Source organism: Acidovorax sp. Leaf78 (assembly GCF_001422735.1).
Lineage (GTDB): Bacteria > Pseudomonadota > Gammaproteobacteria > Burkholderiales > Burkholderiaceae_C > Acidovorax.
In genome coordinates, this window is record NZ_LMLZ01000004.1 from 16,677 (window position 1) to 29,134 (window position 12,458).

The 12,458-nt window shown below is 66.4% G+C and carries 10 protein-coding genes; all 10 read left to right on the top strand.

Features of this window, described 5'->3' with window-relative positions:
• Positions 1-48: 48 nt before the first annotated feature.
• Positions 49-561 (top strand): sigma-70 family RNA polymerase sigma factor, encoded by a 513-nt coding sequence (locus ASF16_RS04705; protein WP_056163498.1) that lies wholly within the window; start codon positions 49-51, stop codon positions 559-561.
• Positions 558-1,643 (top strand): FecR domain-containing protein, encoded by a 1,086-nt coding sequence (locus tag ASF16_RS04710; protein WP_056163502.1) that lies wholly within the window; start codon positions 558-560, stop codon positions 1,641-1,643. Before ASF16_RS04705 ends, ASF16_RS04710 begins: the two co-directional genes overlap by 4 nt.
• 307 nt (positions 1,644-1,950) lie before the next feature.
• The gene (locus ASF16_RS04715) at positions 1,951-4,401 is read left to right on the top strand and encodes a TonB-dependent siderophore receptor (RefSeq protein ID WP_056163505.1); all 2,451 of its coding nucleotides are present in this window, start codon (positions 1,951-1,953) and stop codon (positions 4,399-4,401) included.
• 375 nt (positions 4,402-4,776) lie between these two features.
• The gene (locus tag ASF16_RS04720; protein WP_056163508.1) at positions 4,777-6,111 is read left to right on the top strand and encodes a sugar ABC transporter substrate-binding protein; all 1,335 of its coding nucleotides are present in this window, start codon (positions 4,777-4,779) and stop codon (positions 6,109-6,111) included.
• Between the two features lie 234 nt (positions 6,112-6,345).
• Entirely contained in the window at positions 6,346-7,209 is an 864-nt protein-coding gene (locus ASF16_RS04725) for a carbohydrate ABC transporter permease (protein ID WP_056163511.1), read from the top strand.
• Positions 7,210-7,225: 16 nt separating this feature from the next.
• Positions 7,226-8,074 carry a carbohydrate ABC transporter permease gene (locus tag ASF16_RS04730; protein ID WP_056163515.1) on the top strand — a complete coding sequence of 283 codons (849 nt, stop codon included), beginning with the start codon at positions 7,226-7,228 and terminating at the stop codon, positions 8,072-8,074.
• Positions 8,075-8,125: 51 nt separating this feature from the next.
• A complete protein-coding gene (locus tag ASF16_RS04735) occupies positions 8,126-9,178 on the top strand; it encodes an ABC transporter ATP-binding protein (RefSeq protein ID WP_056163517.1) in 1,053 nt (350 codons plus the stop codon).
• Positions 9,175-9,909 (top strand): SDR family oxidoreductase, encoded by a 735-nt coding sequence (locus tag ASF16_RS04740; RefSeq protein ID WP_056163520.1) that lies wholly within the window; start codon positions 9,175-9,177, stop codon positions 9,907-9,909. The genes ASF16_RS04735 and ASF16_RS04740 overlap by 4 nt, the downstream gene beginning before the upstream one ends.
• A gap of 19 nt (positions 9,910-9,928) precedes the next feature.
• A complete protein-coding gene (gene dalD / locus ASF16_RS04745) occupies positions 9,929-11,332 on the top strand; it encodes a D-arabinitol 4-dehydrogenase (protein ID WP_056163523.1) in 1,404 nt (467 codons plus the stop codon).
• A 30-nt stretch (positions 11,333-11,362) separates the two neighbouring features.
• Complete coding sequence (locus ASF16_RS04750; protein WP_056163527.1) at positions 11,363-12,295, top strand: AraC family transcriptional regulator; 933 nt, start codon at positions 11,363-11,365, stop codon at positions 12,293-12,295.
• The last annotated feature ends 163 nt before the right edge of the window (positions 12,296-12,458 follow it).

Genomic DNA, 12,458 nt, shown 5'->3' on the forward strand with positions numbered 1-12,458 from the left:
GAATGCATTTCTATAATCAAGAATCATTCTCAAAAAGGCCGCCACGCCATGCCTGCCGCTCATCCCCTGCACGCGCTCTACAGCCACCACCACGGGTGGCTGCAGTCCTGGCTGCGCCGGCGGCTCGGTTGTGCCGACGATGCGGCCGACCTGGCGCAGGACACCTTCGTGCGCCTGCTCGCACGGCCCACCGCCATCGCCCCGGACGCGATGCGCGAGCCACGCGCCTACCTGACCACGGTGGCACGCGGGCTGCTGGTGGACTTCTGGCGCCGGGGTGAACTGGAGCGCGCCTACCTGGCAGACCTGGCCCTGCAGCCCGAGGTGCTGCAGCCATCCCCCGAAGAGCGCCTGGCCGCCGTGCAGATGCTCCACGCGGTCGATGCATTGCTGCAGGGCCTGACGCCGAAGACGCGCGCAGCGTGGCTGATGAACCGGCTCGATGGCCTCACGCATGCAGAGATTGCCGAGCAGCTGCAAGTGTCGGTGCCCCGCGTACGCCAGTACCTGGCCAACGCCATGCGCCACGCCTACCACCTGCGTTTTGGCGGCGCGGCGTGAGCAGTGCGGGCTGGACCACGGGTGGCCCACCTGGTGGTGCAGGCGACGACCACCCCGTGCCGCATGCCGTGCTGGAGGCCGCCATCGGCTGGCAACTGCGCCAGGGCGAGGGCGCGGCCTCGCCGGCGGACGCCCAAGCCCTGGCCGACTGGCTGGCCGCACACCCCGACCACGCCCGCGCCTGGCGCCAACTGGGCGACATCGACCAGCACCTGACCCGCGCCGCCGCAGGTCCCGGAGCCCGCGCAGCGTTGCTGCTGCCACCGCGCCGGCGCCGTTCTGCCCATGTGGCGGGCGCCGTGCTGGGCCTGGCATTGGCGGTGGCCTGCGGCGTGCTGGTGCTGGACCGCTACCAGCCCGTGGGCCAACTGCTGGCCGACCACCGCACCGCCACCGGCGAGCGCCGCACCATCGTGCTGCCCGACCAGACCGTGCTGCACTTGAACACCCGCAGCGCTGTGGATGTCGTGTTCAGCCAAGACCAGCGCACCATCCACCTGCGCGCGGGCGAGGTGGCCGTGGAAACCAGCCATGCCGACCCGGCCGAGCAGCGCCCGTTCGTCGTGCTGACCGAGGACGGCAGCCTGCGCGCTCTGGGCACCCGCTTCACCGTGCGCCGCTGGCCGCAGGCGCACGGCCCTGGCACCGATGAGGCTCAGGGCCGTGGCGCGCTTGCCACCGAGGTCGCCGTCACCCAGTCGGCCGTCGCGGCCCGCCCGGCGACCTGTGCGGCAGTAGCATCCGAGCCGTGCGCTGCCGAGCGCATCGTGTCGGCCGGGCAGGGCGCACGGCTGGCGGGCGGGCGGGTGGACCCGTGGGTGGCCCCGCCCGATGCCGACGCCTGGAAGAACGGCATGCTGGTCGTGGACAACCAACCCTTGGGCGAGGTGGTGGCCATGCTCGCGCGGCACCGGGTCGGCCACCTGGATGTCGACCCCCGTGTGGCCGGGTTGCGTGTGACGGGCACGCTGCCCCTGGCGGACACCGACCAGGCCCTGTTGGCGCTGACCGCGGCCGTGCCGGTGGACGTGGTCTGGACCACGCGCTGGTGGGTCACGCTCAAGCCGCGTGCTGCGCCCTGAGGATGAAAATGTGAAGAAAATCGGCCGCTACCGCTTGATGGGAAAGCGCTAGCAGCTATCAAAAGATGAGCAACTTGGTGCGGCTGATCGACGGTTCCATTCCGTTCAACCCAGATCCAGCAGCCCAAGCAGATCAACCCAGATCGCCCCTGCCAGCCGGCAACTCACCCACCAGCGATGCCGGCCCGAAAAAGAAATTGCCCCGGCCCCCTCTCACTTTTCGGCACCCGTTCGGCAATCAGACAGAGACCGTGCATTGGCGCGGTTGCCCCTCTTTTCTGACGTGACCCGTTTCGGAGCCTGACCCATGCCCTCTGCTCTTCTCCCCTTTCCGCTGAACCCCTGCGCTGCGGCGCTGCTGCTCGCGTTGGCGGCCTCTGCCGCGGCCGCACAGCCAGCCACGGTGCAGGCCCCTGCGGCCCCGGCCAGCGCTGCGGCCGTGCGCGACTACGACCTGCCCGCCGGGCCGCTGGGAGCAGCCCTCAACCGCATCGCGCGCGATGCAGGCTTGGCGCTCACCGCCGATGCGCAGTTGGTGGAAGGCCGCAACGCCGCGCCCGTGCGGGGCCGCTTCGATGCACCCGATGCACTGCGCCGCGCGCTGGCGGGTTCGGGGCTGGAGCTGTTGCGCACCGATGCAGGCGGATACACCGTGCGGCTTGGCGTGCCGATATCCACAGGGCCGTCGGCTCAAGGGTCCGCGCGCGTTGTCTCGCTGCCCGAGGTGCGCGTGGCCGCCGAGACCGACACCGAAGTTGCCATCGGCCCTGTGCACGGTTACGTGGCCAAGCGCAGTGTTACCGGCACCAAGACCGACACGCCCATCATCGAGACCCCGCAGTCCATCACCGTGGTGACGGCCGACCAGGTAGAGGCACAAAAGGCGCAGAGCATCGTGGACGTGCTCGCTTACACCGCAGGCGTCGGTTTTCGCGAGTCGAGCCGCGCCACGGAGGCCTTCGTGCTGCGCGGCTTTCAGGCCGACGGCAATTCGGGCAGCCTGTACCGCGACGGCACCAAGTACTCGAGCGGTCTTTACCAGGGCCAGCAAGAGCCCTACGGCCTGGAGCGCATCGAACTGCTGCGCGGCGCATCGTCGGTGCTGTACGGCAGCGCGGCGCCCGGCGGCGTCATCAACCTGGTCAGCAAGCGACCCACGCTCGAGCCGTTGCGCGAGTTCAATGTCGAGCTGGGTAGCTTCAGCCGCAGGCAAGTCTCGGGCGACTTCGGCGGCAAGCTGTCTGACAGCGGCGAATGGTCGTACCGGGTGACCGGGCTGCTGCGCCAGAGCGACACCTTCATCGACCACGTGAACGACGACCGGGTGTTCATCGCGCCCGCCTTCACTTGGAGTCCGTCGGCCGCCACGTCGCTCACCTTGCTGGGTCAGTACCAGAAGTCCGACAGCCGCTATGTGGCGGCGATGAGCCCTTTCGGCATGATCAAGGCGAATCCCAACGGTCGCATTGAACGCAATCGATTCATCGGCGAGCCCGCGGCGGATCAAGATCGTTTCGAGGATCGGTCGGCGCAGCTCGGGTATCTGGTCGAGCACGCGTTCTCCGACACCATCAAGCTGCGTCAGAACTTGCGCTGGAGCACGCAGGACGTTCGCTACGGCTACACCGCCGATTGGGGCTTTGCTGACGACAACCAACGCGTAATCAACCGGGGCGGCAGTCACACCAGCGCGCGCAACCGCGCATTAACGGCCGACACGAACGTGCAGATCCAATGGGGAAGCGAGGGATCGCGCCACACCACGCTCGTGGGCATCGACTACGCTACCCTGCGTGAGGACGCTGAGCGTTACGACTGGAAAGTCGCTCCGCTGGACCTGTTCGCGCCCGTCTACGGCAGCCCCTGGTTGAATCCCAGCAAGAACATCTATTCCGACAATCGACGCTTGGAGCGCACGGGAGCCTACATGCAGGACCAATGGAAGATCCGCGACCGGTGGGTGTTGCTGGCGGGCGTGCGCTACGACTGGACGGAGAATGGCATCTCGTCCTTCGTGGGCGACGGTAGCTGGTCGTATGAAAAGAACAATGCGTTGACTGGCCGCGTGGGGGCTGTCTATCTGGCGGACAACGGCCTGGCCCCCTTTGCAAGCTTCAGCCAGTCGTTCGAGCCCGCCGCCGGACGTGGCCGCCTGGGTGAGCGTTTCAAGCCCACGGAAGGCAACCAGTACGAAGTGGGTGTGCGCTATCAGCCTGAGGGTTCGCGGACGCTGCTCACCGCATCGGTATACCAACTGACGCAGCAGAACCGGCTGACGCTCGATCCTCTGGACGTGGGCTATCAAGTGCAGACTGGCGAGGTGCGCTCGCGCGGGCTAGAGCTGGAAGCCAAGACACGCGTGGGTAGCCATCTCACGCTGCTGGCAGGCTACGCGTACACCGATGCACGCACCACCCGTAGCAATACGGCTTCGGACGTGGGTGCACGCAACCCCTTCACGCCGCGCCACCAAGCCACTGCCTGGGCTGACTACAACATGGCTGGTGTCGGCTTGCCGGGCGTGCAGCTGGGCGGCGGCGTGCGCTATGTGGGCAGTTCCACGGGCTTTGCATTCCTCAACACCCGTGTGCCGAGCTACGCCGTGTTCGACCTCGTGGCCAGCTACACCACGGGCCCCTGGCGTGTGGCGCTCAATGTGCGCAACCTGGCCGACAAGACCTATGTGTCCAACTGCACCTACGGCTGCTTCTATGGCGAAGCGCGACGCGTGATTGCGACGGCCACTTATCGGTGGTAAGTGGGAAGGGCAGCGCGTTTCTGGCCCTAGCGGGCCAGGCCGCCCGACCTGCAGAAGCAGGGTCGCGCGGTTGGCAGGGCATCCTCAAATTGCTGTTGAGCGCTGACGGTCGTTCACATTGTTGCTATCTTTTGTGTAGCTTATGGGTAGTGCTTTCGACCCCGCGCGCTCCGTGTATCCGGGCTGGTTTAGATACCCAATTGACAAATCTAGGTATAAATCCTGAGTATCTGGTGCAAATTAGTATTTGTGGAGGCGTCTGGAGTACCAATCGAGCATCGCAGCATCGGTATCGTTCAGTCCGTCAATGCCTGCATGCCTTGCGCCGGTGTTGAAAGGCAGATTCCCATACCAACGACCGAGGAGACTTTTCCGATGCCACATTCCACCCCTGTCACCATGCCCCAGCGCCTGGCCGTCGCCGTTGCGCTGGCTTTGACGTCCCTGTGCGGCGCCGCCAGCGCGCAGACCGAGCTCGTGATCGCCACCGTGAACAACGGCCACATGATCGAGATGCAAAAGCTCAGCAAGAACTTCGAGCAGGCCCACCCCGACATCAAGCTCAAGTGGGTCACGCTCGAAGAAGGCGTGCTGCGCCAGCGCGTCACCACCGACATCGCCACCAAGGGCGGCCAGTTCGACGTGATGACCATCGGCATGTACGAGGCGCCCATCTGGGGCAAGAAGGGCTGGCTGCAGGAGCTCAAAACCGACGCCGCCTACGACGTGGACGACCTGCTGCCCGCCGTGCGGGGCGGCCTGTCCATCGACGGCAAGCTGTTCGCCGCGCCGTTCTACGGCGAAAGCTCCATGCTCATGTACCGCAAGGACCTGGCCGACAAGGCCGGCGTGCAGGTGCCCGAGCGCCCCACCTGGCCGCAGATCAAGGACCTGGCCGCCAAGATGCACGACCCCAAGAACGGCGTATACGGCATCTGCCTGCGCGGCAAGCCGGGCTGGGGCGACAACATGGCGTTCCTGACCACACTGGTCAACACCTTCGGCGGCCAGTGGTTCGACATGCAGTGGAAGCCGCAGCTCGAATCCAAGCCCTGGAAGGACGCGATCACCTTCTACGTGGACCTGCTCAAGAACTACGGCCCACCCGGCTCGTCGGCCAACAGCTTCAACGAGATCCTGGCACTGACCAACTCCGGCAAGTGCGGCATGTGGGTGGACGCGACCATCGCGGCGTCGTTCGTGAGCGACCCCAAGCAGTCCAAGGTGGCCGACCAGATGGCCTTTGCCCAGGCCCCCACCATGAACACGCCCAAGGGCGCCAACTGGCTGTGGTCGTGGAACCTGGCCATCCCCGCCGGTTCGAAGAAGGTCGACGCCGCGCAGAAGTTCATCACCTGGTCCACCAGCAAGGACTACATCCAGCTGGTCGCCAAGACCAACGGCTGGGCCAACGTGCCCACCGGCACGCGCAAGAGCACCTACGCATCGCCTGAGTTCCAGAAGGCCGCCCGCTTTGCCGCCGCCGAGAAGGTCGCCATCGACTCGGCCAACCCGACCGATTCGACCCTGCCCAAGAGCCCGTACGTGGGCGTGCAGTTCGCGGCGATTCCGGAGTTCCAGGCCATCGGCATCGCGGTGGGCCAGCAGATGAGCGCGGCGCTGGCGGGCAAGACGACGGTGGATGCGGCGCTGAAGGCATCGCAGGTGTCGGCGGACCGCGAAATGAAGAAAGCTGGCTACTACAAGTAAATAGGCATTCATTCGGCTACTGCGCGGGCCGATCCGGGGGTGGTGTTCCTCGCCGTACGAGAGTACGGCTGCGGTACAGCACCCCCACCTCGGACCGCTCGCTACGCCGGCTGAACGCTTACTTCTCCGATGTCGGTGGCTTCGCCGGATGCACGCCGACTCGAAGCCTGTCCTGTCGCTCTCTTCGCTCTGGCCTTCAGGGTGTGACCCCGTCCAGATTTCTCCGAGACTCCCATGAACCGCCGCCTGCTTCCCCGCCTGCTGCTCACGCCAGCCATGGCCACGCTCTTCCTGTGGATGATCGTGCCGCTGGTGATGACGATCTACTTCTCGCTCATCCGCTACAACCTCATGCAGCCCGACCAGACGGGCTTTGCGGGGCTGGAGAATTTCGAGTACTTCGTCACCGACCCATCGTTCGGCGCGGCGGTGGTCAACACCGTCTTGCTGCTGGGCAGCGTGATCCTCATCACGGTGTTCTTCGGCGTGGCGATCGCGCTGCTCATCAACGAGCCGTTTCCGGGCCGGGGCATCGTGCGGGTGCTGCTGATATCGCCATTCTTCGTCATGCCCACAGTGAATGCGCTGATGTGGAAGAACATGATGATGAACCCCATCTACGGCGTGCTCGCGCAGGTGTGGATCTTCTTCGGCGCGGCGCCGGTGGACTGGCTCACCGACCACCCGCTGTTCTCCGTCATCGTCATGGTGTCCTGGCAATGGCTGCCGTTTGCCACGCTGATCTTCATGACGGCGCTGCAGAGCATGAACCACGAGCAGCTGGAAGCCTCGCGCATGGACGGCGCCAACTACCTGCAGCAGCTGCGCTACCTGTACGTGCCGCACCTGGGCCGCTCGGTGGCCGTGGTGGTCATGATCGAACTCATCTTCCTGCTCAGCATCTTTGCCGAGATCTACACCACAACGGCGGGCGGGCCGGGCGATGCGAGCACCAACGTCACCTTCCTGATCTTCAAGCAGGCGCTGCTCAACTTCGACGCGGGCGTGGCCTCGGCCGGGGCGCTGTTCGCGGTCGTGCTGGCCAACATCGCAGCGGTGTTTTTGATCCGCATGGTCGGCAAGAACCTCGACAAATAAGACCAGAGGCACGCACATGACTGCAACCACCACACGACGCCGTTCCAACTTTCCGCTGGGCCTGCTGGCCCTGCGCACCGCTGCTGCCTGGGGCGTGGCGCTGCTGCTGTTCTTTCCGCTGGGGTGGCTGTTCCTCACCGCCTTCAAGACCGAGCTGCAGGCCATCGCGGTGCCGCCGCTGTTCGTCTTCACGCCCACGCTCGAGAACTTTCATGAAGTGCAAGAGCGCAGCGACTACCTGCTGTACGCCAAGAACTCGGTCATCACCAGCGTGCTGTCCACCCTGGTGGGGCTGATGCTGGCTGCGCCCGCGGCGTATGCCATGGCTTTCTTCAAGGGCAAGTACACCAAGGACATCCTCATGTGGATGCTGTCGACCAAGATGATGCCCGCCGTGGGCGCGCTGGTGCCCATCTACGTGCTGGCGCAAAAGAGCCACCTGCTCGACACGCAGCTCGCGCTGATCATCGTGTTCGCGCTGTCGAACCTGCCCATCATGGTCTGGATGCTGTACTCGCACTTCAAGGACATCCCGCACGAGATCCTGGAGGCCGCGCGCATGGACGGCGCCACGCTGTGGCAAGAGGTGCGCCTGGTGCTGCTGCCGCTGGGCATGGGGGGCCTCGCATCCACCGGCCTCCTGTGCCTGGTGCTGTCGTGGAACGAGGCCTTCTGGAGCCTGAATCTGAGCGCTGCCAAGGCCGGCACGCTGGCCACGCTGATCGCGTCCTACTCCAGCCCCGAAGGCCTGTTCTGGGCCAAGCTGTCCGCCGCGTCGCTGATGGCCATTGCACCCATCGTGGTGTTCGGCTGGTTCAGCCAGAAGCAGCTCGTTCAGGGCCTGACCTTCGGCGCGGTCAAGTAAATCCGCAGCCTGTCTTCCCACAGTTTTTCAAGATTTCAGGAACCTGATTCCATGGCCTACCTTCAACTGCGCGGCATCGAAAAATTCTTCGGCGAGCACCGCGCCATCAAGGGCATCGACCTCACCATCCAGCAGGGCGAGTTCATCGTCTTCGTCGGCCCGTCGGGATGCGGCAAATCCACGCTGCTGCGGCTGATCGCGGGGCTCGAAGCCATCGACGGCGGCTCGCTGATGCTCGACGGCCGCGACATCACGGACCAGCCGTCGAGCAAGCGCGACCTGGCCATGGTGTTCCAGAGCTACGCGCTGTACCCGCACATGAGCGTGTACGAGAACATGAGCTTCGCGCTCAAGCTCGCCAAGGTCGACAAGCAGGTGATCGACGACAAGGTGCAGAACGCCGCGCGCATCCTCAACCTCACCAGCTACCTGCAGCGCACGCCCAAGGAGCTGTCGGGCGGCCAGCGCCAGCGCGTGGCCATCGGCCGCGCCATCGTGCGCGCGCCCAAGGTGTTTTTGTTCGACGAGCCGCTGTCCAACCTCGACGCGGCGCTGCGCGGCCAGACGCGCGTGGAGATCGCCAAGCTGCACCGCGACCTGGGCGCCACCACCATCTACGTGACGCACGACCAGGTCGAAGCCATGACGCTGGCCGACCGCGTGGTGGTGCTGCGAGACGGCGTGATCGAGCAGGTGGGCACGCCGCTGGAGCTGTACGACAAGCCCGCCAACCAGTTCGTGGCCCAGTTCATCGGCACGCCGCAGATGAACGTGGTGCCCGTGGACAAGCTGCCGCAGCCCGTGCAACAGCAGGCCCCAACGGCCCGCGATGGTGCCGCCGTGGGCGCCATCGGCCTGCGCCCCGAGAACATCACCGTGCGCCACACCGGCGCCACGCCTGTGGGCGGCCAGGTGGACCTGATCGAAGCACTGGGCGCCGAGACGCTGATCTACGTCAGCACGCCCGGCGGCGCGCAGTTCGTCTCGCGCCAGAACGACCGCACGGGCCTGCGCGCGGGCGATGCGGTCAGCCTGGACATCGATGCATCGCACGCGCACTGGTTTGACACCGCCGGCCGCGTTGTGGCGGGCCACGCAGCATGAGTGCCGCGCAGACCCTGCAAGGGCAGGTGGCAGCGGTCACCGGCGCTGCCTCGGGCATCGGATTCGCCAGCGCCAAGGCCATGGCCGATGCCGGCGCGCGCGTGGTGCTGATCGACCGCGACGAAGCCGCGCTGATCAAGGCGTGTGCCGCCATCGGCCCCAGCGCCTTGACGCTGGTGCTGGACCTGCTCGATGCCAAACAATGCGCCAGCCTGCTGCAGCGCACGCTGGCGCTCGCGGGGCAGCTCGACATCTTCCACGCCAACGCGGGGCTGTATGTGGGCGGCGACCTGGTGGATGCCGACCCTGATGCCATCGACCGCATGCTGAATTTGAACGTCAACGTGGTGATGAAGAACGTGCACAACGTGCTGCCCCACATGATCGAGCGCGGCCGGGGCGACATCATCGTCACCAGCTCGCTGGCCGCGCATTTCCCCACGCCGTGGGAGCCCGTCTACGCGTCGTCCAAGTGGGCGGTCAACTGCTTCGTGCAGACCGTGCGCCGCCAGGTGTTCAAGCACGGCATCCGTGTGGGCTCCATCTCGCCCGGGCCCGTCATCACCTCGCTGCTGGCCGACTGGCCCGCGGAAAAGCTCGCCGAGGCCAAGGCCAGCGGCAGCCTCATCGAGGCCTGCGAAGTGGCCGACGTGGTGCTCTTCATGCTCACCCGCCCGCGCGGCATGACCATCCGCGACGTCGTGATGATGCCCACGAATTTTGATCTCTGAATACCCGTCTTCACGCACCATGAATTTCATCCTGCATCTGGGCCTGGGCTCCTTCCACCGTGCCCACCAGGCCGTCTACGTCCACCAGCTGCGCCAGCAAGGTGGCACGGGCTGGGCCATCGCGGGCGGCAACCTGCGCCCCGACATGGCCGACACCATCGCGGCCCTGCAGGCGCAGGGCGGCCGCTACACGCTCGAGACCGTCACGCCCCAGGGCGAGCGCAGCTACACCGTCATCGAATCCATACAGCGCGTGATCCCCTACCAGGACGACCTGGCCCCGCTGATCGCTGTGGGCGCCGACCCCACCACGCGCATCATCAGCTTCACGGTGACCGAGGCGGGCTACTACCTCGATGCCCAGAACCAGCTCGACTGGCCCACGTTTGCCGACCTGCGTGCCGACCTCGCGGCCGTGAAAGCCGGCCAGGCAGGCCACACCATCTACGGCGGCCTCGTCAGCATCCTGCGTGCGCGCATGCGCTCGGGCGCCGGCCCCGTCACGCTGATGAACTGCGACAACCTGCGCCACAACGGCGACCGCTCGCGCGGTGGCCTGCTGCAGTTCATCGACGCGCTGGGCGACGCAGAGCTCAAGGCCTGGGTGGTGCAGCACACCAGCAGCCCCAACGCCATGGTCGACCGCATCACCCCACGCCCCACGCCCGACGTGGCCGAGCGCGTGCGCGCGGCCACCGGCTGGGACGACAAGGCGGCGCTGATGGGCGAGAGCTTCATCCAGTGGGTCATCGAAGACGACTTCATCGCCGGCCGGCCCGACTGGGAGACCGTGGGCGTGGAGATGGTGCAGTCTGTGCAGGCGCATGAAGAGGCCAAGATCCGCCTGCTGAACGCCACCCACAGCTGCATTGCCTGGGCCGGCACGCTGGCGGGCTACCAGTACATCCACGAAGGCACGCACGATGCCGCCATCCGCCAGATGGCCTACGACTACGTCACCGACGACGCGATCCCCGTGTTGCTGCCATGCCCCATCGACCTGGCGGCCTACCGTGACGTGGTGCTGGACCGCTTTGGCAACCCCGCCATCGCAGACACCAACCAGCGCGTGGCCATGGACGCGTTCTCCAAGATCCCCGGCATGATCGCGCCCACCATCCGCGACAAGCTGGCGCAGAGCGCGCCGTTCGACAGCGTGGCCATGCTGCCCGCGCTGTTCCTGGCCTACCTGCAGCGCTGGCACGCGGGGCAGATCCCCTACACCTACCAGGACCAGGCCATGGACCCGGCCGTGGCGCACGCCATCTGCGACGCCGCCGACCCGGTCGCCGCGTTTGCCGCGGACACGGTGCTGTGGGGCGAGATGGCATCGCACCCGCGCCTCGTCGAGACGCTGCGCAGCGCCTATGCCCGTGTGCAGGCCTTTGCGGCCGGTCGTGCCGAGCCCGGGGCTTTGGTGTAAGTTGAACGCCCCGCCCACCGGAACGATGCCATGACCGTGAAGACGCCCGTCTCGCCACGCCAGACCAAGCCCGAGCTGGAGCACGACTATGTGCGCTCGACCGAGCTGGGCTACGAGCCGCCGGACACCGCGGGCTTCATCCGCTGCCTGTCGCACGGGTTTCCCACGCCGCTGGCGCGCTGGCACTACCACGACGAGTACGAGCTGCACCTCATCACCGCAACGTCGGGCAAGGTGTTCGTGGGCGACTGGATCGGGCAGTTCCAGCCCGGCCACCTGGTGCTGACCGGCCCGCGCCTGCCGCACAACTGGATCAGCATGGATCTGCCCGAAGGCGGCGTGCCGCTGCGCGACCTGGTGATCCAGTTCTCGCACGCGCCGCTGGTGGCCAGCAGCGAGAGCATCCCCGAGCTGCGCGAGGTGCTGCCCCTGCTGGAGCGCGCGCGCCACGGCATCGAATTCTTCGGCATGGAGTCGCAGGCGCAAGAGCACTGGCACCGCATCAAGGCGCGCCAGGGGCTGGCCCGGTTCGGTGCGTTCTGCGAGTTTCTGAGCGACCTGGCACGCTGCACCGACTTTCGCCTGCTGTCGAGCACCCAGCTGCAAAGCGAGGACAACGATGCCCAGCTGGACCAGATCAACGCCATCGTGAGCCGCATCACCGACCACCTGGCCGAGCCGCTGGCCGCCGCCGACCTGGCGCAGGAGCTGGGCATGACGGAAAGCCGCTTCTCGCGCTTCTTTCGCCGCGCCACGGGCAACACCTTCACCGACTTCGTGAACCTGGTGCGCGTGAACCGCGCCTGCCAGCTGCTCATGGAGTCCGACCGCTACATCACCCACATCGCGTACGACGTGGGCTTCAACAACATGGCCAACTTCAACCGCCGCTTCCTGGACGTCAAGGGCATGACCCCGAGCGAGTTTCGCAAGCAGGGGGCAGGGCGGTTCGGAAAGGTGTGAGATGGGCGGTGCCGTTCGTCGTGCCGTCCGTGGTGCCGTCCGTGACGCGGTAAGTGGTGCGGTAAGTGGTGGTGGGGCCGCAGGCAGATGCCGATGCGGCGATGAAACCACCCACCCCCGTCACCCAACCACCCACCGTTCGGGCTGAGCCTGTCGAAGCCAG

Excerpts from the sequence above, each read along its gene's own strand:
- ASF16_RS04740 (WP_056163520.1), top strand. The coding sequence starts at position 9,175 with ATGAGTGCCGCGCAGACCCTGCAAGGGCAGGTGGCAGCGGTCACCGGC.
- ASF16_RS04730 (WP_056163515.1), top strand. The coding sequence starts at position 7,226 with ATGACTGCAACCACCACACGACGCCGTTCCAACTTTCCGCTGGGCCTG.
- dalD (WP_056163523.1), top strand. The coding sequence starts at position 9,929 with ATGAATTTCATCCTGCATCTGGGCCTGGGCTCCTTCCACCGTGCCCAC.
- ASF16_RS04750 (WP_056163527.1), top strand. The coding sequence starts at position 11,363 with ATGACCGTGAAGACGCCCGTCTCGCCACGCCAGACCAAGCCCGAGCTG.
- ASF16_RS04720 (WP_056163508.1), top strand. The coding sequence starts at position 4,777 with ATGCCACATTCCACCCCTGTCACCATGCCCCAGCGCCTGGCCGTCGCC.
- ASF16_RS04735 (WP_056163517.1), top strand. The coding sequence starts at position 8,126 with ATGGCCTACCTTCAACTGCGCGGCATCGAAAAATTCTTCGGCGAGCAC.
- ASF16_RS04705 (WP_056163498.1), top strand. The coding sequence starts at position 49 with ATGCCTGCCGCTCATCCCCTGCACGCGCTCTACAGCCACCACCACGGG.
- ASF16_RS04725 (WP_056163511.1), top strand. The coding sequence starts at position 6,346 with ATGAACCGCCGCCTGCTTCCCCGCCTGCTGCTCACGCCAGCCATGGCC.
- ASF16_RS04715 (WP_056163505.1), top strand. The coding sequence starts at position 1,951 with ATGCCCTCTGCTCTTCTCCCCTTTCCGCTGAACCCCTGCGCTGCGGCG.